General features: G+C 41.6%; 24 protein-coding genes. 14 read left to right on the top strand and 10 right to left on the bottom strand.

What is annotated here, in order from left to right; genetic code table 11:
- The first annotated feature begins 46 nt into the window (after positions 1-46).
- From IQ13_RS07485 to porN, 5 genes are all read left to right on the top strand, one after another.
- The gene (locus IQ13_RS07485) at positions 47-2107 is read left to right on the top strand and encodes a thioredoxin domain-containing protein (protein WP_144885553.1); all 2061 of its coding nucleotides are present in this window, start codon (positions 47-49) and stop codon (positions 2105-2107) included.
- A gap of 165 nt (positions 2108-2272) precedes the next feature.
- Positions 2273-3541: a T9SS ring complex lipoprotein PorK/GldK gene (gene porK, locus IQ13_RS07490; RefSeq protein ID WP_144885556.1), complete on the top strand. Its 1269-nt coding sequence runs from the start codon at positions 2273-2275 to the stop codon at positions 3539-3541.
- Between the two features lie 108 nt (positions 3542-3649).
- Positions 3650-4399: a type IX secretion system motor protein PorL/GldL gene (gene porL, locus IQ13_RS07495; protein ID WP_144885558.1), complete on the top strand. Its 750-nt coding sequence runs from the start codon at positions 3650-3652 to the stop codon at positions 4397-4399.
- 59 nt (positions 4400-4458) lie between these two features.
- Positions 4459-5982, top strand: a complete 1524-nt coding sequence (porM, locus tag IQ13_RS07500) for a type IX secretion system motor protein PorM/GldM (RefSeq protein WP_242009496.1) — start codon at positions 4459-4461, stop codon at positions 5980-5982.
- Between the two features lie 59 nt (positions 5983-6041).
- Positions 6042-7127 (top strand): type IX secretion system ring subunit PorN/GldN, encoded by a 1086-nt coding sequence (porN, locus tag IQ13_RS07505; RefSeq protein WP_144885560.1) that lies wholly within the window; start codon positions 6042-6044, stop codon positions 7125-7127.
- A gap of 268 nt (positions 7128-7395) precedes the next feature.
- Here the strand turns inward: porN and uvrC are convergent, their stop codons facing one another.
- From uvrC to gpmI, 7 genes are all read right to left on the bottom strand, one after another.
- Positions 7396-9207, bottom strand: a complete 1812-nt coding sequence (gene uvrC / locus IQ13_RS07510) for an excinuclease ABC subunit UvrC (protein WP_144885562.1) — start codon at positions 9205-9207, stop codon at positions 7396-7398.
- Between the two features lie 2 nt (positions 9208-9209).
- Positions 9210-9779 (bottom strand): hypothetical protein, encoded by a 570-nt coding sequence (locus tag IQ13_RS07515; RefSeq protein ID WP_144885564.1) that lies wholly within the window; start codon positions 9777-9779, stop codon positions 9210-9212.
- A gap of 58 nt (positions 9780-9837) precedes the next feature.
- Positions 9838-11199: a hypothetical protein gene (locus IQ13_RS07520; RefSeq protein WP_144885566.1), complete on the bottom strand. Its 1362-nt coding sequence runs from the start codon at positions 11197-11199 to the stop codon at positions 9838-9840.
- 30 nt (positions 11200-11229) lie between these two features.
- Positions 11230-11814, bottom strand: a complete 585-nt coding sequence (locus IQ13_RS07525) for an RNA polymerase sigma factor (protein WP_144885568.1) — start codon at positions 11812-11814, stop codon at positions 11230-11232.
- A 110-nt stretch (positions 11815-11924) separates the two neighbouring features.
- Positions 11925-14198 carry a TonB-dependent receptor gene (locus tag IQ13_RS07530; protein ID WP_144885570.1) on the bottom strand — a complete coding sequence of 758 codons (2274 nt, stop codon included), beginning with the start codon at positions 14196-14198 and terminating at the stop codon, positions 11925-11927.
- 93 nt (positions 14199-14291) lie between these two features.
- Complete coding sequence (locus tag IQ13_RS07535) at positions 14292-14789, bottom strand: hypothetical protein (protein WP_144885572.1); 498 nt, start codon at positions 14787-14789, stop codon at positions 14292-14294.
- A gap of 1 nt (position 14790) precedes the next feature.
- Positions 14791-16308, bottom strand: coding sequence for a 2,3-bisphosphoglycerate-independent phosphoglycerate mutase (gene gpmI, locus IQ13_RS07540; RefSeq protein ID WP_144885574.1), 1518 nt, complete (start codon positions 16306-16308; stop codon positions 14791-14793).
- A 179-nt stretch (positions 16309-16487) separates the two neighbouring features.
- Here gpmI and IQ13_RS07545 point away from each other — a divergent pair, with 179 nt between their 5' ends.
- From IQ13_RS07545 to IQ13_RS07560, 4 genes are all read left to right on the top strand, one after another.
- Entirely contained in the window at positions 16488-16868 is a 381-nt protein-coding gene (locus IQ13_RS07545) for a DUF4783 domain-containing protein (RefSeq protein WP_158637348.1), read from the top strand.
- A gap of 90 nt (positions 16869-16958) precedes the next feature.
- On the top strand, positions 16959-17819 hold the full coding sequence (gene nadC, locus IQ13_RS07550; RefSeq protein ID WP_144885577.1) for a carboxylating nicotinate-nucleotide diphosphorylase: 861 nt from the start codon (positions 16959-16961) through the stop codon (positions 17817-17819).
- A 3-nt stretch (positions 17820-17822) separates the two neighbouring features.
- A complete protein-coding gene (locus IQ13_RS07555; protein WP_144885579.1) occupies positions 17823-18167 on the top strand; it encodes a translation initiation factor in 345 nt (114 codons plus the stop codon).
- 62 nt (positions 18168-18229) lie between these two features.
- The gene (locus IQ13_RS07560) at positions 18230-18478 is read left to right on the top strand and encodes a hypothetical protein (protein ID WP_144885582.1); all 249 of its coding nucleotides are present in this window, start codon (positions 18230-18232) and stop codon (positions 18476-18478) included.
- Here the strand turns inward: IQ13_RS07560 and IQ13_RS07565 are convergent.
- Entirely contained in the window at positions 18468-18746 is a 279-nt protein-coding gene (locus IQ13_RS07565) for a (4Fe-4S)-binding protein (protein ID WP_242009497.1), read from the bottom strand. The two genes, IQ13_RS07560 and IQ13_RS07565, sit on opposite strands and share 11 nt — an antisense overlap.
- A 48-nt stretch (positions 18747-18794) precedes the next feature.
- Between IQ13_RS07565 and apaG the strand changes: the two genes are divergently transcribed.
- Together apaG and IQ13_RS07575 are read left to right on the top strand one after the other, a co-directional pair.
- A complete protein-coding gene (gene apaG / locus IQ13_RS07570) occupies positions 18795-19181 on the top strand; it encodes a Co2+/Mg2+ efflux facilitator ApaG/CorD (RefSeq protein ID WP_144885584.1) in 387 nt (128 codons plus the stop codon).
- Between the two features lie 111 nt (positions 19182-19292).
- On the top strand, positions 19293-20375 hold the full coding sequence (locus IQ13_RS07575; protein ID WP_144885586.1) for a fatty acid desaturase family protein: 1083 nt from the start codon (positions 19293-19295) through the stop codon (positions 20373-20375).
- On the opposite strand, the gene gldB is transcribed toward IQ13_RS07575, so the two are convergent.
- Complete coding sequence (gldB, locus tag IQ13_RS07580; protein WP_144885588.1) at positions 20372-21415, bottom strand: gliding motility lipoprotein GldB; 1044 nt, start codon at positions 21413-21415, stop codon at positions 20372-20374. The genes IQ13_RS07575 and gldB overlap by 4 nt on opposite strands.
- Positions 21416-21506: 91 nt before the next feature.
- Here gldB and IQ13_RS07585 point away from each other — a divergent pair, with 91 nt between their 5' ends.
- The 3 genes from IQ13_RS07585 (at position 21507) to serS (ending at position 25119) form a co-directional block, all read left to right on the top strand.
- The gene (locus IQ13_RS07585) at positions 21507-23189 is read left to right on the top strand and encodes an NAD+ synthase (RefSeq protein WP_144885590.1); all 1683 of its coding nucleotides are present in this window, start codon (positions 21507-21509) and stop codon (positions 23187-23189) included.
- Positions 23190-23257: 68 nt separating this feature from the next.
- Entirely contained in the window at positions 23258-23695 is a 438-nt protein-coding gene (locus tag IQ13_RS07590; RefSeq protein ID WP_144885592.1) for a GNAT family N-acetyltransferase, read from the top strand.
- A gap of 152 nt (positions 23696-23847) precedes the next feature.
- The gene (gene serS, locus IQ13_RS07595; RefSeq protein ID WP_144885594.1) at positions 23848-25119 is read left to right on the top strand and encodes a serine--tRNA ligase; all 1272 of its coding nucleotides are present in this window, start codon (positions 23848-23850) and stop codon (positions 25117-25119) included.
- Here the strand turns inward: serS and IQ13_RS07600 are convergent.
- Positions 25084-26166, bottom strand: coding sequence for a M12 family metallo-peptidase (locus IQ13_RS07600; protein WP_144885596.1), 1083 nt, complete (start codon positions 26164-26166; stop codon positions 25084-25086). The two genes, serS and IQ13_RS07600, sit on opposite strands and share 36 nt — an antisense overlap.
- Positions 26167-26201 lie beyond the last annotated feature (35 nt).

Genomic DNA, 26201 nt, shown 5'->3' on the forward strand with positions numbered 1-26201 from the left:
AGTGAAAGGAACGAGCTTTGTTGATTCAAACATGGCTTAAATTGTTATGCAACATACTAACAGGCTTTCGAAAGAAAACAGTCCCTATTTATTACAACACGCCCATAACCCTGTCGATTGGTATCCATGGGGAGATGAAGCGTTGCAAAAAGCAAAAGCAGAAGATAAACCGGTGCTGGTAAGTATTGGTTATTCGTCTTGCCATTGGTGTCATGTAATGGAGCGGGAAAGTTTTGAAGATGTGGCTACTGCAGACATTATGAATAAGCACTTCATCAACATCAAGATCGATCGGGAAGAGCGCCCCGATCTTGATCATATTTATATGGATGCGGTGCAGTCGATGACGGGTAGCGGCGGCTGGCCATTGAATGTTTTTTTAACACCCGATCTGAAACCTTTTTATGGCGGCACTTATTTTCCACCGGTACGTGCATACAACCGCAGTTCTTGGAAGGAAGTGTTGTACGGCATTGCTAATGCCTTTAAAGAAAGGAGAGATGAAATTGAACAACAGGCAGCAGAATTGGTGCAGCATCTGCAGAACGCAAACTCGTTTGGCACACAAAAAATATTGAAGTTCGATTTACCAGCCGAAGAACTGTTTCCTGCCAGGCACAACGATTTGATGTTTGAAGCCATTATGAAAACGGCCGATACAGAATGGGGAGGCTTTGGCAGAGCACCTAAATTTCCGCAGACCTTTACCATCGGGTATCTTTTAAAATATCATTACTTCACAGCCAAGCCGGAGGCGTTAAACCAGGCTTGTCTCAGTTTAAATAAAATGATTGCCGGTGGTTTATACGATCATATCGGTGGAGGTTTTGCCCGGTACAGCACCGATACGGAATGGCTTGTTCCGCATTTTGAAAAAATGTTGTACGACAACGCCTTGCTGGTAACAGTTTTAAGCGAAGCCTACCAGGTAACAAAAGATCCGCTGTACAAAAAAACCATTGAAGAAACGCTTGCCTTTACAGAACGGGAAATGACTTCGCCCGAAAATGGCTTTTATGCTGCGTTGGATGCTGATAGCGAAGGGGTGGAAGGGAAATTTTACACTTGGCGTAAAGCTGAAATTGAAGCGATTTTAAAGGAGCATGCAGCATTATTTTGCAATTATTACAACATTACTGAAGCTGGTAATTGGGAGGAAGTCAATATTCCGCACACCAGAACTACTGCCGCTGCTTTTTGTCAACAACAAGGATTGGGCGAAGCGGAATTTACCAGCATAATGGAAGAGTGCAAAGCAAAATTGCTTGCTGCCCGTGCGCAACGGATACGGCCTTTGCTCGACGATAAAATTATCTTGGGCTGGAATGTGCTGATGAATGCAGCTTACAGTTCGGCTTTTGCAGCATTGGGTATCGAAGCATATCGGCAGAAAGCAATTGCCAACATGGATTTTCTGTTACAAACCTTCCGGAAAGAAACCGGCTGTTGGCATGTGTACAAAGAAGGCGAGAGAAAATTCCCGGCATTTTTAGATGATTACGCATTTTTTATCAATGCTTTGTTGCAGTTGCAGGAAATAACATCCAACCAGGATTACCTGTTTGTAGCCAAAGCGCTGTGCGAATATGTGCTGGCACAGTTTGGAGAAGAGGAAACCGGCTATTTCTTCTTTACCGCAGAAGGACAACCCGACATTGTTGTCCGAAAAAAAGAGGTGTACGACGGAGCCGTACCTTCCGGCAATGCGGTAATGGCCGATAACCTTGCCCGGCTGGGAATCCTGTTTGATTTGCCTGAATGGCGGGAACGCAGCGCTAAAATGGTTTTAGGATTACAGGATACGTTTGTACAGTACCCGGGCTCTTTCGGCATATGGGCGTCGCTTCAGCTGAAATTAAGCAAAGGTTTTGCCGAACTGGCGGTAGTTGGGCCGGACTTTGAAACTAAACGAGATGAAATTCTCAGGCTTTTCCGACCTCACGTAATTCTGCAGTCTTCCGCAGGAAACAATCGTACTTTCCCGCTATTATCTAACAGGGAAACACCCCAAGGGAATACGCTTTTCTATCTATGCAGGGAGTATGCCTGCCTCAGGCCTACTGCTGAAATGCAGGAAATACAGGCACTCTTAAGTTCTGCATCCTGATAAAACAATAAAAAAATCAATTCCCCGTTATGCTTCTGATGCCTAAAAACATTTTGAATAATTAAAAATTAATTATTAGCATTGCGATGAATTTTAAGCTAATCTCCAAGGCGGAGTACTTAAATTTGTCCAATACCTTAATCAAGAAAATTAAATTCTTAACAAATGAAGAACCAACTGTTAAGTTGCCTAACAATCGCCGCCCTATCCGTACTGGCAGTAAGCTGCGGTAAGTCTAAGTCTTCTTCCAAAACTGCAAACAACGGACAACTTGTTGGTGCTGCTTATGGAGCTAAGCAAAACAACAATACTCATCTCGGAATGGTAATGATTCCGCAGGGTACTTTTCACATGGGTCCCAGCGATGAAGATATTAACTATGCCTATACTGCACGTAACCGCCAGGTATCGATCAGCGGTTTCTGGATGGATGCGACAGAAGTTACCAACAGCGAGTACAAGCAGTTTGTATATTATGTACGTGATTCTATTGCGGCAACAATTCTTGGTTATATCGACCCCAAAACAAACAGCATCGATAAAAAGAAAGCTGCAGGCATCTGGAAAGAGAAGAATGTATTTGAAAAACTCGGTCAGATGATGATGGCTCCGGATGATCGTATTTTCGGTAAAATGGAAATCGATCCTGATAAATTAATTTACCAGGAAGAGTATGTAGATTACAAAGCTGCTGCTTACCGTAAGCCAAACGAACCCCGTTCTAAATTTATTATTAAAAACCCCGTAAAGGTTTATCCCGATACATTGGTATGGGTGCGTGACTTCTCTTACAGTTACAACGAGCCCATGAGCCAACGTTATTTTGCACACCCTGCATTTGCTAACTATCCTGTGGTTGGTGTTACCTGGAAACAGGCAACTGCGTTTTGTAACTGGCGTACCCGTTACCTGAACGATTACAACGATTCAAAAGGATATGCAACAGAATCGAGCTACCGCTTGCCTTCTGAAGCTGAGTGGGAATACGCAGCACGTGGCGGTCGTTCGCAATCAATGTTCCCTTGGGGTAACTATTATCTCCGTAACCGTAAAGGATGTTTAATGGCCAACTTCAAACCCGGCCGTGGTAACTATCCTGAAGACGGTGGTTTCTACACAGTACGTGCCGATGCTTATTGGCCAAACGATTTCGGCTTATATAACATGGCTGGTAACGTTGCAGAGTGGACAGGTTCTTTATATTATGAAGGTGCATACAACTTTGCACATGACATGAACCCCGATATCCGTTACAACGCCAAAGACAGTGATCCTCCCCGTATGAAACGTAAAGTGGTACGTGGTGGCAGCTGGCAGAGTGTTGGTTACTTCCTGCAAACAAGTACACGTAACTACGAGTACCAGGATACAGCGAAGTCTTACATCGGTTTCCGTTGTGTAATTAACCTTCCTCCAATGATGCGCAAGCGTTAATACTAAACAGCATTTAATTTTTTAAACCCAATATTTATTTTTTAGAACAAAAGCGTTGCTTTTTGAGCTAATCTCAAACCATCATTTACCTTTTTAAATCCAACTTTTATGGCAGTTTCTAAATCAACCGAAAAAATCACAAACATCATCGTATCAGCAGGTGCAGCCGTAGTAATCTTTGGCGCATGGGCTAAAATCTTACACCTCTCTTTTGCTGATATGATGCTTACAGTAGGACTTTTAACTGAGGCAGGCATTTTCGTTGTATATGCTTATCTGGCAACGCAAGGTTATGGTTTGCACGATGATCATGCCCCGGCAGCCGGTGCTGCAGGAACTCCTGCGCTGGCCTCTTTAGATAAAATGTTACACGAAGCAGATATTACACCTGCCAACTTAAAAAGCCTGGGCGAAAACTTCCAGAAGCTGAACAGCACAGTTGGTGGTATTAAAGATGTAAGCGATGTTGTTGCTTCTACAGGCGAACTCAGCGCATCATCAAAAGAAGCTGCGAAAGTGTTAAGCGGTATGAAAGATGCTTACCAACAAGCTGCATCAACCGTTTCATCGTTCAACCTCGCTGCAGAAGGTACAAAAGCATACCACGAGCAAGTACAGGTAATGACGAAAAACCTCGGTTCATTAAATACAATTTATGAACTCGAATTACAGGATACAAATAATCATCTTAAAGCAATGAATAAGTTCTACGGTAACCTTACACAAGCTTCTGAAGCAATGTTGGGTAGTGTAGATGATGCTAAAAAAGCACAAGAGCAAATTGGTTCATTAGCTAAGAACCTCGGCACCTTGAACAACATCTATGGTAACATGATCAATGCAATGCAGGGCCGTTAATAATGAAACAACAGACGAACCAAAACTTATTCCTGATTTAAAACCAAAATCCGAAAAAGATGGCACTACCTAAAGAGCCCCGGCAGAAGATGATTAACCTGATGTACCTGGTGTTAACAGCACTGTTGGCACTCAACGTATCAGCAGAAATCATCAATGCATTTAAAGTAGTCGATAATAGCCTTACCACTACAAACGCAGTTGTTAACCGTGCTACGGAAACAATTATGGAGTCATTTAAACTGAAAATGCAGGATCCTACTTCCAAAGCGAAAGCAGAAGTGTGGATGCCAAAAGCACAAACTGCAGTTCAGCTCACAAAAGAGATGAGTGACTATATTGAGCAGATTAAAACAAAAATTAAAGTAGCAGCAGGATATAATCCAAACGATCCTGAATCGAAGTTTAAAGAAGATAATATCGATATTGCCACCCGCATCATGGACAAAGAAGGTGAAGGTGAGAAGCTGCGTAAAAAACTGGACGAATACAAAGCAAAAATGCTTGCGCTTGATCCAGAAGTTGGAAAAATGTTTGCCACTAACCTCCCGATCAACACTGAAATTCCAAAGTTGAAGAACAGCAAAATCGGTAATGTTACATGGGCGTATGCCTATTTCCACATGACACCAACTGTTGCAGCATTAACCATGCTGAGCAAGTTCCAGAACGACGTTAAAACAACTGAAAGCCGCCTTGTAAATGAGTTTCACAACCGTGTAGGTCAGGTAGTAGTTCGTTTCGATGCGTTTGAACCAATTGTTGGCTCTAACACAACCTATCTTTTCCCTGGTCAGGAAATGGAAATTACTGCAGGCTTAGGTGCATTCAGTAAGCAAAAACTTCCTACGGTATCTATTGCTGGTGCGCCAGTTGAATTAAATGAGAAAGGATTGGCCATTAAGAAATTTAAAGTGGGTAGTACAAGCGGTTCGGTTAAAGTAGTTGTAAACTACACCGACCAGGATGGTAATCCTCAAACAAAAGAAACCGAAATAAACTATACAGTTGGTACCGCAACCGGTGCGTTTGTAAGTGCCGAAAAAGTAAAAGTATTATACATTGGTTTAGATAACGAACTCGCTGTTAGCGGTGGTAACGTAGGCGACGAAAAAGTAAGTGTTAGTATCAACAACGGTAGCTTAACAAAAATTGGTCCCGGCCGTTATGTAGCAAAACCTGCTTCGCCTGGTAAAGCAATCGTCACCGTAAATGCTGATGGCAAACCAAGCAGCTTCGAGTTCCGTGTAAAATCAGTTCCTGATCCTGTTGCAATGGTTGGCCCAAGCAAGGGTGGTCGTATGCAGTCGAATGTGTTTAAGGCACAACAAGGTGTTCGAGCTGAATTAGAAAACTTTGTATTTGAAGGAGTTCAGTATACTGTTACAGGATATGTTATTTACATGACTGGTGCTGGTTTCCCTGATCCTCAATTCCGCCAGGTGAGTGGAAATACATTCTCTGCTGTACAGGATCTCATCAACAAAGCTAAACCGGGTACAACAGTTACGCTGGATGAGGTGCAGGTACAAGGTCCCGGAGGTAGGAGAAGAATTCCAGGAATATTCTTTAACCTGTATTAATTGTGCGGCAGTATATTATTTCAACGAAAATTGCGTTTAATCAGAATAAAACGGACAAAATGAAAATGAAAAACCTGGGTATTGGAATGTTAGCGCTGTTCCTGATTGTATCAGGTGGTGCTGTTGCTCAGCAAAGGAAGAAAACAACCAAAAAGACGACTACACAGCAGCAGTCTTCCGGATATGGTTCTTCGGGCTATGGCAATTCTGGCTATGGCAATACTCCTTCGAATACGCAACAACAGCCACAAAATTCTGCATACGGTAATAATAACCAGCAGCAGCAATCCAATCAGCCGCAAGCCAATATTCCAATTGTTGTTGTCCCTAAGTCAGGAAACAATTCTTTAGATACAGTTATTCCTTCATTGCGAAACGATGCGGCAATTGAACGTAACCTCATCAAAGACCGTCAGCCATTAGCTTATGAGCATATTCGTGAGGACGATGCGGTTTACCGTCAGCGTGTTTGGAGAGAAATCGATACACGTGAAAAAATGAATCTGCCTTTCCGTTATTCGGCAGATGAAGACAATGGTAACCAACGCTTCATCGCTATTATCTTAAAAGCAATTAAAGACAGAGAAATAACAGCATTTGATGCGAATGACGATCGTTTTACAACACCGCTCACGCCTCAAAAAGTAATGGAAGCATTTGCGGGTGGGGTTGATACGGTTCCTGTGTATGATATGCAGGGTAATATAGAACGTTACGAAGTTCGTACACGTGAGTTTGATCCTGACAGTATTTATCAATTTCGGATGAAAGAAGAATGGGTGTTCGATAAAGAATCGTCACGCATGTTTGTACGCATTCTGGGTATTTGTCCTGTAAAACCGGTTTATACAACGCAAGGTACGTTTGTAGGAATGTTCCCGATGTTTTGGATTTATTATCCCGATGCCCGTGGTGTTCTTTCACGCTACGAAGCATTTAACGGTAAAAACTTTGGAGCACGTATGACATGGGAAGAGCTGTTTGAAAACCGAATGTTCAGCAGCTATATTACCAAGTCTACAATGGACAATCCTTACGATCGCCGTTTGAAAGATTACATCAAAGACCCGATCCTTCGTTTACTTGAAGGTGAAAATATCAAAGAAAAAATATTTAACTACGAACAAGATCTGTGGTCGTACTAAGAATATCGATTTACAAAAAAGGGCCGTCTTAACAAGACGGCCCTTTTTGTATGATTATGGTCAGTAAAAACTGAGCATCAATATTTTAAACAGCTGCGGTTCAAAACAGTAGGCAAAACAAATATGAAAAGGTTTAAAAATACTCGATTCCGGGTATTGCACTTCTGGTATGAGTTTGTATCTTTACCTCGGTTTTTCATAGGATATTGGATTTTAAAGACGGGGCTGGATTTCTATCCTGGCCCCATTTTTTTACCTTTTCAGTGAATTAAATTTCCGCATCTTCTAATGCTTTTTTCACAAGCATTGCTTTGCTTTCACCTACAACTTTAGTCAATTCTTCAACAGATGCTGTACGTATGTTTTTAACCGATTTAAATGTGTTTAACAGTAGTGTAGCAGTTGCCTCGCCAATACCATTAATCGTATCGAGTTCTGTTTTAAATGTGCCTTTGCTTCGTTTAGCACGGTGAAAGGTAATACCGAACCGATGCACTTCATCCCTTATACTACGGATAAGACGTAAGCTCTCGCCGTTGTAATCGAGCTTCAGCGATTGTTGATCGCCTGTAAAAAATATTTCTTCTACATTTTTTGCAAGCCCTACAACGGTCATTTTATTTTCAAGCTGCAAAGCTTTGATGCTTTCCATTGCAGATGAAAGCTGCCCTTTACCACCATCGATAATTACAAGCTGTGGAAGCGGTTCATCTTCTTCTGTTAAACGTTTATAGCGACGCATCACCACTTCTTTCATTGAAGCAAAGTCGTTGATACCCTGCACTGTTTTTATATTAAACTTGCGGTAATCGTTTTTACTGGGTTCTCCGTTTTTAAAACAAACCATTGCAGAAACAGGATAAGAACCCTGGAAATTGGAGTTATCGAAACACTCTATGTGTAATGGTAATTGCGGAAGATGAAGATCTTTTTGAAGCTGCTCAAGTATGCGCAGGTTGTTTTCTTTTTTTCGATCGAGTAACTGCAGTGCTTTCTTACGTTTATATTCTTCAAAGAAAATGGCTGCGTTTTTTTGCGAAAGTTCCAGTAGTTTTTTCTTTTCGCCTGCTTTGGGAACCGTTATTTTTAACTGTTCGTCGAGTAATTCAATTTCAACAGGAACAATTAACTCCGGTGAGATGCTTTCGAATCTGTTGCGGATATAGCTTACTGCAAACTCAAGAATTTCTTTTTCATTTTCGCCCAGCCTGCTCTCGAGTTGCAGATTTTCTGTTTGGATGATGCTGCCATTCTGCACCATCATGTAATTAAGAAACGCTTTTTCTTCATGAATCACCAATGAAATAACATCTGCATCTCCAAGTTTTGGGTTAACTACCGTTGATGTAGCCCGGTAGTTTTCGAGGTGTTCAATTTTTTTTCTGTTGATCTCTGCTTTTTCAAAATTCAGATCAGCAGCAAACTGTTTCATCTCTTCTTTCAAATGACGGATAACAGGTGACAGATTTCCCTTTAAAATATTTTTTACCTGTTCAAGGTTATCCCTGTAGTCGGCTTCTGTTTGCAGTCTTTCACAAGGGCCTTTACAGTTGCCCAAATGATATTCAAGACAAACTTTGTATTTCCCTTTTTTCAGCTGCGTTTCTGCCAGGTTTAATTTACAGTTACGGATAGGAATATGCTGGCGAATAAAATCAATCAGGTCTCTTACTTTGGCAACAGATGTAAATGGGCCAAGATAGGTGGAGCCATCGTTTATTTTTTTCCTTGTAAGAAAAACTCTCGGAAACGGTTCGTTTTTAATAACAATAAACGGGTAGCTTTTATCATCCTTCAGATCAATATTAAAAACAGGCTGAAACTGTTTAATGAGTGAGTTTTCTAAGAAAAACGCATCCTGTTCCGAATTAACAACTGTAAACTCAATGCTTCTGATACGGCGAACGAGCTCCTGCGTTTTGTATGATTGAAGTGTTTTTGTGAAGTAAGAGGAAACACGTTTACGCAGATGCTTGGCTTTGCCAACATACAATAACTTTTTATCAGCATCGTAATACTTGTAAATTCCGGGTTGTGCAGGAATGCCCGGCAAAACTTTTTTTAATTCAGCTTCGGTCATAATCAGTTTTCTTCACGTTCATCCCAAATTACTTTCTCTGTAATTGTTTTTTCCGGCTGATCTTTTTTTGCTTTAGAAGTAATGAGTACTAAACTTTTATTGTGTTTCCAGAGTAGCTGCTGTACAATGGATGAATCGCCTTTCTCTTCGTGACGAACAAGGTACAGTTGTGTAATAGTTTCCTTTTCGGGGTTTACATAAATATCCACCCGTGTTACTGGCACATCTTCATTTATTGATTCGTAGTTAAGTGTGAGCGATTCGATCGTTTCATCTGCAAACGTTACTTCCTTAAAGTCCTCTTCAAAATTTTTCTTTTCAATTTCCTTTACCAGGAATGGCTGCAGAATTGCTTTCACCTGTTCTTTGCTGATAAACTGTGAATCGGTGTAAACACTGTCTTGCTGTACCACTTTTAAAAAGGCAAAAGGAACAGTGTCAATATATTTCAGTTGTCCTTTCAGGTAAGACGAAACATCAACATAATCTTTTGGTTCTTTTGGTTTGCTCTTACAACTTCCTAAAAAAAAGATTGCAGCAATTGTTACAGCAACGAATAATAAATGCTTCATGCTGTAAAAATATTGAAAACTACGGTGTAATGGTGAAGGCGGTTAACTTCCGTTATATTTATCGGAGGGTTTTAACCAAGCCTATCCGGAAGCCATAGTCAACCAAATGTTCTTTGATCGGATAATCGCCTCGGGTGTTAGAGAAAAGCTGGTACCTGAGTTGAGGGCCCGCCTGCAACTGAAAGTCTTTCATGTTCCAGCGAAGGAATGTTTCCAGTGAAGAATTTAAATTCAGATTACTGAGCAAATCCGGAGCTTTAACGTATTTCTTAAGATCGTTGGTAAGGAAATATCCGGAAGCAGAAAGTAAGTAGGTTGGTTGCAAATTGGCAGCCATGTGCAACTGCAGGTTGCGTTGACCAGCCAGTTTAAATTCAAAGCCAAGCGGTATTGCCAACTGGAATGTTTCGTTTTTAACCACGCTCAAAAAGCCTGAGTCTGCTCTCAAAGCAGAAATGCGTTGTACAGTTCCTGAAGAACCAAAAGAGATCGTTGCCACTTGCGGATTAGACCTGAATACTTCTACATTATAACGGGTATAATTTAACTGCAAACCTGTACGGAAGCGAACGTTTTTTGAAGCCGGGAATAGTATGGCAGCACCGGCTTCCATACCAACAGAAGGGGTATGCCGTGCAACATTTTCCGGGTTTTGATTTTGAAGATTACCAAATGTTAAGCGATTATCGCTATACAATACCCTGTAGCTTGCACTTGATGTAAGATAAAACTGAACCTGTTTCTTCAGTGGTTGTTTTACAATAACAGGAACCTTTACTTCGTAATTAAGTTCTGCATCAGTTAATGCAGAAGTAGCTGCCGTTTCGGTTGCAGGAGCCTGTTCAGCAGGTGCAACAATTATTTCAGGTGAAGTTGGTTTTATTTGCGGAACACGTTGTGCAGGATCAACAGACATTAACCTGTTTTCAGCAGAAATTTTTTCAAGTGAACGGGTGTCATCAGCTGCGGTTGTTTGTGCATCTTGTACAGTAAGTACTTCCGTATTTGTTTCTGCAGTTACAACCTGTTCCTGTTCAGTTGAAAATGTTTCAGTATTCTTTTCTAAACCAGCCTGTGTGCCTGTTATTGTGTTGTTACTATAATTACGTTTACTGATCGAAATTACAGGAGTTTCATTGCCGGCAGTAAGTTCATCTGCATCGTTATCAATAAGCTGCTGTTCTGTATTTGAAGTAAGTAATTCGTTATTTGTTCGTTCATCGTCACCTGTAGCAATGGCAAAACCCAACAGGAGTAAAGTGCTTAAACCAAAAGATTTGAAATTGAAAGTGCGGTTGCTGCGTCGGATTTGTTTTTGAATATGCTCCCACGATTGCTGTGACGGGTACATGCGATACTGGTCAGCCTTTTCCTTAAGCGTTCCTTCAAATGAATCATCCTGGTACATAAAGCGCTCCATAATCAGTTTTTGGTTTGGTTGTACGGACATTTAAAACCGAACATGGGCTGCTGCAACCCATTCATCCTGTCTCTGCGGCCGGATAATAATTTTCTTTTGAACTAAAATCTGCTCCAGCATGGCTTTGGCTCTTGTGTATTGCGAACGGCTTGTGCTTTCTTCAATATCCAGCATTTGTGCAATTTCACGATGCGTGTAACCGTCAATCGCAAAAAGGTTTAATACCGTTCGGTAACCAATCGGTAGCATACGAATACATTCTACTACCTGTTTGGCCTGGATTATCGAAGGAACACTATCTTCCCTTACCTGTAATGTATGGGCTTGGGAAATGTCCACACTGTCATTAAACTTCTTGTGCTTTTTAAGATGATTAATGCAGGTGTGTACAATGATGCGCCGGATCCAACCTTCAAAAGAGCCTTTGCTTTGAAACTGATGAATTTGTGTAAACACCCTGATGAAACCTTCCTGCAGCATGTCTTCTGCATCTTCCCGGTTACGGGCAAAACGATAACAAACGGCCAGCATTTTAGGGCTGTACTTACTGTACAGTTCCTGTTGTGCGGCAGGTTGATTTTTAAGACATCCCTGTAAGATTGCTTCCTCAGTCATTCACAGATGGGTTTGCAACCCTGAATTTAGACAAATTCCATGAAAAAACTGCTGCTTTCCTGCCAAAAAAAGCAGAAAAGCAGCAGTAGGTAAATGAGGATCTAAAGCGCTTAAAATTCCACTCTTACTGCCAGAATGAAGTTTCTGCCAGGTGCCGAAAAACCCGAGGCAAAGTAGCGGTAATTGCGGTCGAAGATATTTTCTATGCTAAACTGTAAGGTTACAGGTTTGAAACTGTAAGAAGTACGCAGGTTAAACGTAACCCAGCCCGGCATACCATCGGCAGTTGCATACTGGGCATTGTCTTCGCCATCGGCATTGTACTGATCGAGTTTTTTCCAGCCGTTGTACAAAGCAAAAATTTCTGCAAACAGTTTTTCTTTTTGATAGCTGATGCTTGTTTTTCCAAATACAGGAGGAATATGATCGAGTGGTTTTGATGAAACTTTTTTACTCACCAATGCGTACGATCCGTTTGCTTGTTTTTCATATACCGATGAGTTTTTTGTATTATCGGTTTGAAAGCGTCCTCTGGTAAAATTGATCTGGCTGCTGAACGTAATATAATTTGCAACGGTTGCATAAACTGCACCCGATACACCAAACAGATAGGCTTTGTTGGCATTGCTGTTTGCCAGCACCTGGCTCAACACACCATTATACAAAATTGAATCTTGGCCGTTTAAACGATAAGGTGCTTTCACCAACGCATTTCGGAACCAGGTATAAAACGTACTGGCTTCTATGCGAATATTCTTGCCAATGTTCTGGCTGATACCAAGATCGATATTGTAGGTTCGTTCGGGCTTAATGTTGTTATTGGGTACAACTACCTGCCGGGCGGCTGTGCTCGATTCGAAAATTTTTGCCAGATCATCTACGTTTGGTGCACGAAACCCACTGGCAATATTTACACTGAGTTTGGAACCTGAAGCCGGCAAATAAACCAAGCCAACATTACCAGTAACAGTTGTATTCTTCTGCTCAATTTTGGTAAACGGAAGATTGAAAAAAGAGTTGTCGGTAATAGTAGAAAGCAAACGGCTTGTTTGCACACGCAACCCATCATTCAACATCAGTTTTTTGTTTTTGAATTTGTGCACATGCTGTGCAAACAAGCCGGCGTTGAGCTGATTGTTTTTTCCGTTGGGATAGCGTGTATCGAGTTTGGTTGATGCACCGGTGTTGATGTTTACTCTCGATGCAGTTGATTGAAGTGTGTTGTATTGCCCGTCAATACCAATTGTAAGTTCATTGTTGTTCCAGATTTTGCGTGAATCGAGAACAAAGCCTGCAACGTTTACATTTTCAACTCTACCGTCTAAGCGATCGTAACGGCGATAGTCTCGTGTATAGCGGCTCTCTTCAATTTCCTGGTAGTTGAGGTTAAGGTTGATATTGTCGAACCTTCCTGCTTTTGCAATGCGTAATTCGTAAGCCGTAAGCAGGCGTTCCTGCGGTCCGTAGTACCATTCTGCAAAACGAAGGGTACCATTACGCTTATCTTGTAAACGATCGTAACGGGGAACGTTGGTTGTATTAGAGTACTGCACGTTGAGTATGTGCGTTACGTTATCGGATTGTTTAAACAACAGCTTCTGCAAAATATCCCATTGTTTGTAACCCGAAAATTTCTGCACTTGCGGGTTGGCATTTTTCAGAACGGTATCGATGCCGTTCATGCGTGTCACAAACGAATCTCTACGGCCGAATGTGGGATAAGCAGATGGATAGTTTGCTCCCATTTTCATATCGCCAAAATCGCTGTAAGTATACGATTGCAACCATGCGAATTTTTTCCAGCCAAGGTTAATGTCTTCGTGTATGGTTTTTTCGTTGTTGGCCGAACTGTAGCGTGCAAACCCCGAACCTTTTACCAATGTGGTATTGTTGGTTGATAAAACCGGATCTTTTGTACGAAAGTGAACCACACCACCCAAGGCATCACTGCCATAAATAGTTGATGCCGGTCCGTACAACACTTCCATACTGCTCAACATATTCTGATCGACAGTAATGGCATTTTGCAAATGACCTGAGCGATAGATCAGATTGTTCAACCGTACACCATCTACCACCAGCAATACCCGGCTTGCTTCAAAGCCACGTATAACCGGGCTACTGCCGCCTTGCTGACTTTTTTGTACAAACACATTGCCTGTATTGATGAGCAGATCGCCTGTGTTTTGTGCATTTACCCGGCTGATGTATTTTGAACTGATCACATCAATCCGTTGTGCTACGTTTAATTTTTTTTCGGGGAACTTACTTGCGCTGATGACTACTTCCGACAATTCTTTTAAAGCGCTGTCGCTTACTGTTTCTTGTGCATGCACCCATAAGCCGGCTACATTTGCCAGTAATGCAATTGCTATTTTTCTCATTCGTTTGGTTTAATAAAATACACATACCAATACCTGTTAACAGATGCTTTGCAACTGTTAGCAGTATTTTTTTCCATTACTCAGTCAATTGTATTAAGCAAAACGTGGGGGAGGCTTCAGGAATTCGATATAGGGGTTAAAATACCGACTCTTATGAAATAAAGGATAGCGCTTTTTAAGAACAAGCATCGGCGGTTGTGTAGAGAGGTAGTCCGGAATTAAAACAACCAATGAGAGTAGTTTAATACAGTAGCGTGCCTGTTTAGATTGCTGTTGCGAGTTGGATGCTGCAAGTTTCTTCAACTGTTTTTCTTCAGTATCGTACAAACCGGTTAAAACCAATGTGGTTCCTTCTTCCTGCAAATATTTTACATCAAACATTTCAGCACCAATCATACATTCTCTCTCGGGCTTTACCCAGTTAACCATTTCTTTTTTAACACGAATGCTGATAAGACTTTTCTTTTCCAGTTCTTCCAGCATTTCATGTTGTATATGCAGCTGTTTCAGTTGCAGGTAAACCGGTGTGAGTAACGGCACCAGCAAACACACAAATAAAACAGCTGCAGTTATGGTTCTAAGTACAAACATGTCAGGAGATCAATACGTCACCAGTCATTTCAGCCGGAACGGGCAAGCCCATCATGGTTAAAATGGTAGGTGCAATATCTCCTAATTTGCCCGGTTTTACTGTTCCTTTCCATGAGCGGTCGATAACAAATAGCGGAACAAGGTTTAATGTATGAGCAGTGTTCGGAGTTCCATCTTCATTGATCAAATAATCGGCATTGCCATGATCGGCTGTAAGAAAAACAGTATAGCCATGATCCAATGCGGCTGTAACAACACGCTTCACACAGGCATCAACTGTTTCAACCGCTTTTACTGCTGCACTGAAAACTCCCGTATGGCCAACCATGTCCGCATTCGCATAATTCAAACAAATAAAATCAGCTGTTTCGTCCTGTATTTCCGGTACAATGGCATCGGTAACTTCTACCGCACTCATTTCGGGCTGCAGATCGTACGTAGCTACTTTGGGTGAAGGAATCATAATACGTTTTTCACCCTCAAAAGGTTTTTCTCTGCCACCGCTGAAGAAGAAACTTACATGCGGATATTTTTCTGTTTCTGCAATGCGTATTTGTGTACGGTTGTGTTGCTCCAATACTTCACCTAATGTTTTCGTAAGATTATCGGTAGCAAAAATGACGTGTACATTTTGGTACGTTTTATCATACTCCGTCATGGTAGTGTAGTGCAGGTTCAGTTTTTTCATGCCGAACTCAGGCATATCCTGCTGCGTTAACACCTGTGTAATTTCACGGCAACGATCGGTGCGGAAGTTGAAGCAGATCACAGCATCACCATCCTGTATTTTCGTGTTCTCAACTTTTGTATTGATGATTGGTTTCAAAAACTCATCGGTAACTTCATTGGCGTACGATGTTTCAACAGCCTTCAATATATCATCTGTTTGTTCACCAACAGCATTTACCAATGCATCGTAAGCCAGCTTTACACGCTCCCAGCGTTTGTCACGGTCCATTGCATAATAGCGGCCGGTTACAGTTGCAAGAACGCCAACTGTTTTATCGAGATGCTGCTGCACATCGGTTAAATAGCCTAATCCGCTTTTGGGGTCGGTATCACGGCCATCGGTAAATGCATGCACCAATACATTGCTGAGGCCTTTTTCTTTGCAAAGCGTGGTAATAGCTTTTAAATGACTGGTGTGTGAGTGTACACCACCATCGCTTACCAAACCAATGATGTGTAATGTTTTATTGTTGCTGATGGCATAATCAATACTGTTGTTCAAAACCTTGTTTGCAGCAAATTCGCCACTGCGTACAGCTACATGAATACGCTGTAATTCCTGGTACACAATGCGGCCGGCGCCAAGGTTTAAATGTCCTACCTCACTATTGCCCATTTGTCCGTCGGGTAAACCAACTGCTTCGCCGCAAGTGGTAAGGGTTGTGTTGGGGTATTGGCTGTAAAGACTGCTAACGAATGGTACTTTGGCATTTTGGATGGCATCTGCAGCAGGTACCTTGCCCAGTCCCCATCCGTCCATTATTACGAGGATTGCTTTTTTCTTTGTCATACCGCCAAAATTACTTTATTTGGGTCAAAATCATTTGATTAGAAAAGCTGACAACGAATAGCCAACTTTATGCGTCTGAACAGTTGGTTTGTGGCATGTTTTTCGTACTCATTGCATACAGATGTATGGCCAAAAAGCCGGATACATGCAGAAAACGTAATAAACAGAAACGTATGAAAATGAAATATTTTTTGCAATCGATTTTTTTGATGCTGATGGTAACGGCCTTGGTTGCCTTTACGCAAAAAGATGATATTGTTGCAGCGCTGAAAACCGGAAGCGTTGAAAAAATGTCGAAGTATTTTGATAGCATGGTAGATGTTACCTTACCTGGTAAAAGCAATTCCTTCAGTAAAGGACAGGCCGAGCTGGTGATTAAAGATTTCTTTAACCTGAATAAAGTAAAAGGTTTTGAGTTACAACATTCGGGCAGTAACCCGTCCTCCAACTTTATTATTGGTACGTTGGTAACCAGCGGCGGTACTTACCGTACTACTGTGTATATGCGTACCAAAGGCGACAAGAATTTAATTCAGGGAGTAGAATTCGAACAGAAATAAGAGGAAAAGCAAGCGTGAAGAGGCCCACTGTTTTCGAGCAGCGGGCCTTTTACATTTTAGTGCTCACCTGTATTCCTTTAGTTTTGCAGCATGGTAGCCAACTACAACGAATTACTACAGGAACTGATTACTTCTGCATTGAAAGAAGATATCGGTGAAGGTGATCATTCAACACTCAGCTGTATATCGGCCGATGCAAAAGGAAAGGCTGTGTTGAAAATTAAAGAGGCAGGTATATTGGCAGGGATGAAACTGGCAGAAGCGGTTTTCCGTCATCGGCAGCCCGATATTGTTTTTAATGCCTACAAAAAAGATGGTGATACCATGCAGCCCGGCGACATTGCTTTTGAAGTAGAAGCATCGGTGCATACCATTTTACAGTGCGAACGCCTAGTGCTAAACTGTATGCAACGCATGAGCGGCATAGCTACACTTACACATACGTATGCAGAAAAACTGAAAGGATACAAAACACGCATTCTCGATACACGTAAAACAACCCCTAATTTTCGTTTGCTTGAAAAAGAGGCAGTAGCAATCGGTGGCGGTTACAATCATCGGTTTGCATTGTACGACATGATTATGCTGAAGGATAATCATATCGATTATTGCGGAGGTATAGAAGCTGCTGTTGAAAAAGCATACAACTATGTACAAACAGTAAAGCCGGGTTTAAAAATAGAAGTGGAAACCCGCAACCTTGATGATGTGAAGCGTGTACTGGCAACCGGCAAAGCAGATCGGATTATGCTTGATAATTTTACACCGGAGTTGATAAAGGATGCGGTTTCTTTAATTGGCGACAAAGCAGAAACCGAGGCCAGCGGCGGCATTAACCTCAGCAATATTGAAACCTATGCTGCAACTGGCGTAGATTTTATAAGCGTAGGGGCACTAATACACCAGGCACGCAGTTTAGATTTAAGTTTAAAAGCAGTAATAAACAGTTAAGTAATGAGTAAGAAAAATAAACCGGACAACAGGGGCTTTGTGTTTAGTACCGATCCGGATTTTCGTTTTGAAGAAGTGCGTGAAGAAAAGGAAACCTTACCGCCAGCACAGCAAAACCTGCGTGTAAAACTGGAAACCAAACACCGTGCAGGTAAAACAGTTACACTGGTAGATGGTTTTGTTGGCACCGATGACGATGCAGAAAAACTGGGCAAACAACTGAAAAATGTATGTGGCACCGGCGGGTCTGTAAAAGATGGTGAAATTATTGTGCAGGGCGATCATCGTGAAAAGGTGCTGCAGTTCCTGCTGAAGAACGGTTATGCCAAAACGAAAAAAGCAGGGTAAGCCTTTTCCGTTTTAACTATCTTTACCATCATTCAAACGTTCTAAAAACCAACTAGCCCGTGATGTCTATTATTCTTCTTGGAGCTTACACTGCAAGACTGGAACTGTTTAAATTCTTTTTCTTTTTCTCCTTCGGAATGCTGATCTGGAGTTTCTATTTGTTTTACGAAAGTTCGGGCTCTAACAGCCGTAAACGTAAAAAGAAAAGAGCGGTTATTCTAATGATTGTTTCTTCTGTTATAGTAACGGGCATGTCGGTAATTTGGTTGCTGAGCAAAACCAATATTGGTGAATACTGGTTCAGGAAGTAGTGTTGCCGGAGCCAGCTTCTTCATTCAAAAAGTAACTGAGTGCACCACTCGGGCATTGTTGCACTTGTTTAACAATAGCATCGGTTGTTGCAGCGTTTGGATTGATCCATGGTCGTTTAGCAGGGTCGAATACTTCGTTCAATCCTTTCCAGCAAAGTTTGGAGTGTTTACACAGTTCGGGCTGCCATACAATGGTTACTTCGCCGTTTGAATAGTGATGTGTTGTTTTAGACATACTGGTATGTGTTTTTAACCGTTCTTCAACCATGTGAACATATTTTATAAAATTCGATTATTTTTATATCAAATAAGCAAAGTGGTATTTCAAATTTCAGAAGGAGTAAAAGTTAGTGTAGAAACCTACTACCAGCCGGATTACAGCAACCCGGTAGCTTCTGAGTTTATGTTTGCTTATCGTATTACCATCGAAAACAACAATACTTTTCCTGTTAAACTGTTGCAACGTCACTGGAATATTTTCGACAGCAATGGTTCGTATAAAGAAATTGATGGCGAAGGAGTAGTAGGTGTTCAGCCAGTTATTCTTCCCGGCGATCAGTACCAGTATGTAAGCGGCTGCAACCTGAAAACCGAAATGGGTAAAATGCAAGGCAGCTATACAATGGAGAACCTGCATACCAAAAAGGAATTCGATGTGCGCATTCCGATGTTTGAAATGATTGCGCCTTTTAAGGTTAATTAGTTACTGTAAAGCTTTGTTATTGTTACTCGTTAAAGCTGTTTGCTAATCAATAAACGTTATCTTCACGCACTGTCGTAGTCGTTCTGATTTAAAATGACAGTAATTTAGCATGTGGCCAAAGTCTCGTTTAACAATTCCAATGCAATTTTCTTTGCAGATCTCAAACAATCAGTAGAACAGTATTTTGCTCAGGCATCCATCAGGAAAACAGGTAATTTCAAATTATACCTGAAAACAATCGTACTTATTCCTGCAGCAATTCTTATTTACACTTTGTTGTTAACCGTTTCAATGCCTGTGTGGACATCATTAGTGTTGTGCGGTTTGCTGGGCTTTGTATCTGCCAGCATCGGGTTTAATATTATGCACGATGCCTGTCATGGAAGTTATAGCCGCAAAAAATGGGTAAATACAATTTTAGGCTACTCCATCAATGCATTAGGCGGCAATGCTTTTATCTGGAAATTCAAGCACAACATTATCCACCATACATACACCAATGTAGATGGAATGGATGATGATATAGCACGTAGCCCCTTACTACGCCAATGCAGTACACAGTTATGGAAACCTGCACACAAGTACCAGCATGTTTATGTGGTGTTTCTGTATGCTATCTCCTCGCTGGCATGGGTGGCTTATCTTGATTTTGATAAATACTTTAAGCAGAAAGTAAACAATACGGTGATGCAGAAAATGAAACTATCTGATCATATTATTTTCTGGGGAAGCAAATTGCTGTATGTTTTCTTTTATGCTATACTGCCTATAGCAGTGCTTGGTTTTACAAAATGGGTCATTGGTTTTTTGGTGATGCAGTTTGTATTAGGGTTTGTGTTGGCTATTGTATTTCAACTGGCACATGTGGTAGAAGAAACGGAGTTTGAATATGCAGGTCCAAACGATCAGGTACTCATCGAAAACGAATGGGCGGTACACCAGATAAAAACCACTTCCAATTTTGCACCACGCAATCAAATACTTTCCTGGTTTGCAGGTGGATTAAATTACCAGGTAGAGCATCATTTATTTCCACGCATCAGCCACGTACATTATCCTGCCATCAGTAAAATTGTAAGTGAGAAATGTAAAGAATATCAACTGCAGTACAACTCAATTAAAACCATGCGTGGCGCTATTGCTTCACATTTCAGAATGATGAAGCAGATGGGTAAGCAGCCGCAAATGGGTTAATGCGGTTTGTAATCAGCCTCGTTAAATATGTTTTTGTTGGATGTGCGCATGAGTTGCGCAACAGTAACAGATGGCTTTTTTTGCATGTATGCTTTTACAATTTCCCAACCGAGAAAAGCACCAATATTTCCCGGACTTTGCTCAGGCATTCCCTGTGTGGTTGGTCCATCAGTTGTAAAGTTTTGTGTTAGTGCAGGATCAATTTCGAACAAGAGGTTTTGCTGTATAAAAAAGTTATACATGCTGCGTTCATTTTCTTTACACCATTCGAGTTGCTTGCCGGTGTAACCAATCAACAATGTGTCGTTACTGTTTGGCAGAAACTGTTGCAACAAGTACAAGCGTTTTCCTTTTTCAATAAAACGTTCAATTAACGGGTATCGGCTACTGCTGTCGGGAAACAAATCATCAATCACCAGTTTAAACACATCACTTGCAATATATTCTTTGCTGAAACGGGCGCTTCTGTATTGCGGGGCAACACTGCTGACGTAACCGGGATCGTTATAAATACTGAAATCTTTGCCGAGGTAGAATTGCAAGCTGACAGCCAGGAAATTTTCACCCATGTAATTCGGGCTTGGTTCATTATTACTCATGGGAGCCAGTGCATCCATTGGTCCAACGGTGGTAATAATCGTGGGCACTTTGTAATCGGGAAAATAATGTTTCACATAGCGGAAACCATTCTCCAGTTCTTTTGCAGTACCGCTGAAATCTTTAAATAACTTCTGCGAGTCTTTGTACACCACCTGGTTAAGATTGAGAAAGCGTTTGCTTCCTTCAAATGCCAGTTCGTTGGTATCGTTTACCGGTCCAAGCCCCAGCACATGATTTACAAACAAGGGAAGAAAAACAGGGTACTTCTGCTCCAGTTGAAAAATGCCGGCTTTGGTATTGTTGCTGTCGATGGCAAAAAAATCCTGTTCAAACCGCTCGGTTTTTAAATCGATCTTGATATGCGAAACATCGGGTGCATTGTTGCCGCTGTTGCAGGAAGCCAAGCCGATGAGCAGGAGAATGGGCAGTAATTTTTTCATGTGTTCTCTAACGATATATTATTGGGTTTGTTGTTGACCTCTGCTTAAAAGAAGCCTGCTAAATGAAATGCAAATTCCTGAAATTTGTGGAATGAAGATTTTCTTAGCGCAGCAAAATTATCACATCGGCAATTTCGAAAGTAATACACAAAAAATAATTACCGCTATTGAAGAAGCCAAGCGGCAGGGTGGCGATTTGATCCTGTTCAGCGAACTGTCTGTTTGCGGCTATGCACCTCGTGATTTCCTGGAGTTCAACGATTTTATTGAGAAGTCGTATAAAGCTATTGACGAGATCAAACAACATGCGGATGGTATTGCTGTGCTGGTTGGTGCTCCCGATCGTAACAAACAACGTGAAGGAAAGGATTTGCACAACGCAGCGTTCTTTTTGTACGAACAGCAAATAAAAGCGGTTGTACATAAAACCTGCTTGCCTAATTATGATGTGTTTGATGAGTACCGCTACTTTGAACCGGCGTACGATTGGAACATTGTTGAATTTAAAGGAAAGAAATTAGCCATAACTGTTTGTGAAGATATCTGGAACCTGGGCGATAATCCTTTGTACCGCATTTGCCCGATGGATGAGCTGATGAAATTTTCGCCGGATTTGATGCTGAACATGTCTGCATCGCCATTTGATTACACGCATGTGGAAGACCGTAAGGCGATTGTAAAACTGAACGTACAGAAATACAAATTGCCGATGCTGTATTGCAACAGCGTAGGTAGCCAAACCGAGATTGTGTTTGATGGCGGTTCGCTGGTGTTTGATAAACATGCCAACATGATTGCACATTTGCCGTTGTTTGAAGAAGCATTGGTAGCTGTAGAGCTGAAAGATGATGGAACATTTGTACAACCGGTACAATCGAAAGCAGAGGAAGTTCCCAATGAAGAATTGAATCCCTTGCATTTAGATGAAACCCTTAGCATAAAAGAAATACACGATGCCATCATCCTCGGCATACGTGATTACTTCCGTAAAATGGGTTTTACCAAAGCCATCCTCGGCAGCAGTGGTGGTATCGACAGTGCTGTTACATTAGCATTAGCATGTACTGCATTGGGTAAAGAAAATGTACGTGCCATTTTAATGCCATCGCATTATTCAACGGAGCATAGTGTAAGTGATGCTGAACAGTTAAGTAAGAACTTGGGCAATCCCTACGGCATTGTTCCCATCAAAAATATTTACGACAGCTTCTTAACCGAACTGAAACCGATCTTCAACGATCTGCCGTTTTCATTGGCTGAAGAAAATATACAAAGCCGCAGCCGTGGAAATTTGCTGATGGCGATTGCCAATAAGTTTGGTTACATCTTGCTCAACACCTCCAACAAAAGTGAGCTGGCAACTGGCTACGGTACGTTGTACGGCGATATGGCCGGTGGGTTAGGTGTGCTGGGCGATTGTTATAAACTGCAGGTATACGAACTGGCGAAGTACATTAACCGCAACGAAGAAATTATTCCGGATAACATCATCACCAAACCACCGAGTGCAGAATTAAGACCCGGACAAAAAGATTCTGATTCGTTGCCCGATTATTCAATCCTTGATAAAGTGTTGTATCAATACATCGAACGACGTCAGGGACCGAAAGAAATTAAAGCATTGGGTTACGATGCAGCGTTGGTTGATCGTGTATTGAAAATGGTAAACGTAAACGAATACAAACGTAACCAGTTTTGTCCCATTATACGTGTAAGCCCGAAAGCATTTGGTGTGGGAAGAAGGTTGCCGATTGTAGCAAAGTATTTAAGTTAATCGATTCCTATAGGGTCTGCCGGGGGCTTTGCAGCGCTGCAGACCTTATACGATAAAACATCATCATCATGCCAAGAGAAGGTTTTGCCATCACTACCGAAAAGGAATTCTTTAATGTAGAATACATTCATGCATTTCTGTCGTCATCTTATTGGGCAGAAAAGATTCCCATTGAAACGGTGCAGAAGTCGATTGATAATTCACTTTGCTTTGGTGTTTTTCATCTGGGAAAGCAAATCGGTTTTGCAAGGGTAATAACTGATAAGGCAACTTTCGCTTATCTCGCCGATGTGTTTATTGATGAGGCGTATCGTGGACAGGATTTAAGCAAATGGTTGATGGAAGAGATTATGGCATATCCTGATATTCAGGGCTTGCGTCGCTTTATGCTGGCCACCAGAGATGCACATGGATTGTATGCAAAGTTTGGTTTTGGGCCAATGACTTTTACCGATCGCTGGATGCAGATACATAAGCCGGATATTTACAAACAAGCCTCAGAATAAAAAACAAAATCTAATGAACGCCCATCCCGACTCCGCTCGATGGGCTTGACCGTCCTTCGACTATCGCTCAGGACTACTCAGGACTCAGGGGCTTTCGTACCTCGTACTTCTAACTTCGTACTTCCGCTTATCTTTGCGCAAATTTTTGAGTTATGTTACAATTGGCATTTATTCGCCAGAACAGAGATTTGGTGAAAGAACGACTGGCCGTAAAACATTTTGCTGATGTAAACCTCGTTGACCAGATTATTGAACTGGATGAGCAACGCAGGAAAACGCAGCTGGAAAATGATGAGCTGGCATCGAAAGTAAATGCAGCATCGAAAGAAATCGGGATGCTGATGGGTAAAGGACAAAAAGAAGAAGCCGAAGCAAAGAAAACAGAGGTTGCACAGTATAAAGAATCGTCGAAAAACATTGCTGATCAGTTAAGCACATTGGAACAGCAGGTGAATGAGTTGCTGGTGCGTTTGCCCAATCTGCCGTCTACATTAGTACCTGTTGGTAAAACAGCAGACGAGAATGTGAATGTAAAAGAAAGCGGCGATGAGCCTGTGTTGCCTGCCAATGCAAAACCACATTGGGAATTGATTGAGCAATACGATATCGTCAATTTTGAATTAGGTGTAAAAATCACCGGCAGAGGTTTTCCGGTGTACAAAGGAAAAGGTGCCAAGTTGCAACGTGCACTCATCAGTTATTTTCTTGATTACAATACGGCAGCAGGTTATACCGAATATATTCCGCCGTACATGGTTAATGAAGCAACTGCTTATGGTACCGGACAATTGCCCGATAAAGAAGGACAGATGTATTACATGCAGGCCGATAATTTTTATATGATCCCCACTGCAGAAGTACCTGTTACCAATGTGTATCGTGATGAGATTGTAAAAGAAAATGAACTGCCGATTAAAATGACGGCATACACACCATGTTTCCGCAGAGAAGCAGGAAGCTTTGGTGCCGATGTGCGTGGTTTAAACCGTGTACACCAGTTCGATAAGGTAGAAATCATTCAATTGGTTCATCCCGAAAAGAGTTATGAAACGTTGGATGAAATGGTAGCGCATGTAGAAAAGCTGTTGCAGAATCTCGGTTTAAAATACCGCATTCTTCGTTTATGCGGCGGCGATATGAGTTTTACTTCTGCATTAACATACGATTTTGAAGTATGGAGTGCCGCACAAAAGAAGTGGCTGGAGTGCAGCAGCGTAAGTAATTTCGAAAGCTTCCAGACTAACAGGATGAAGATTCGTTTTAAAGATGAAAAAGGAAAAACACAATTAGCACACTCTTTAAATGGAAGTTCATTGGCGTTGCCACGTATCATGGCTGCATTGCTGGAGAATAATCAAACAGAAAATGGCATTGTAATACCGGAAGTATTACGTCCGTATTTTGGAGCAGATGTGATCAATTAAAATCAAGTAGTGTATAAATGAAAATGCCCTGTTACTATCAGGGCATTTTTTTATGTACCAGCAAAACTTAATTCGCAAGTGAAGCTCTCGGGCCGCCAATTGCATACGTTGCCTGTACACGCATGGCTTGTCCCTTCGAAAACATATACATACAGGCATCGTCTGTATGTATATGTAGTTCATCGTCATTTCAATACCGCCGTCGCAACTGCTTATTTTATTTGCAGGCGGACAACCGAAGTTGTACGTATAATGCAGCGGTGTATCATCTACATAATCGTTCCCGCATTGGCGATCGCCCCAAATATGACGCAGGTTAAAGTAATGGCCCACTTCATGTGTTGCTGTACGGCCAAGGTTGTAATCTGTGTAAAGATTATAAGCAGCTCCACGGCCAAATGCAAGTGTATTGATTACTACACCATCAGTTGCTTTATTACCTCCGGGAAATTGAGCATATCCTAAAATACCGCCGCCTAAATTACAAACCCACATGTTCATCGTTGTTTCAGGGCTTGTGGCATCGATGCCACCACGACTTGCTGATTTCATAGCATTGTTGGTAGAAAATGCAGTAACAGTTGTATACTTCCTGTTTACCTGTTTTAGGATAAAACGAATTTTAAGATCACCCGACTTCACACTGTTATAGGTGCTGGTGGTAAACAAATCTTTGTTGGTTGCTCCGAAATCTTCATTAAGCACATCTAGCTGCGATTGTATTTGCCTGTCTGAAATATTTTCTTCGGGTTTATTGTAGAGCACATTTACAACCACCGGTAATTCAAGTACTCCGTTGATTACTTTTCGATAGGCAGCGGGGTTTTGTATATAGCGGTTGGTAAAGGCTTCGATGTCGTTCATGCGGTCTTTTAAAGTGGGGTCTGCTTTCAGTTGCTCCTGGAACACTTCGTACGTACGGCAGGCTTTACCGGGCGCTTTGGTAATAAACAACTCTTCGCCCTCGGCAGTATTTATTTTGCTGTCGGTTTTAGCACAACCGAACATTGTGAGCAGCAATACTATGCTGAAATAGTATGTTTTCATGTGTTGTAGTTTAGAATGATGAATAAATGCAACGG

Source organism: Lacibacter cauensis, from assembly GCF_007830055.1.
Taxonomy (GTDB): Bacteria; Bacteroidota; Bacteroidia; order Chitinophagales; family Chitinophagaceae; genus Lacibacter; species Lacibacter cauensis.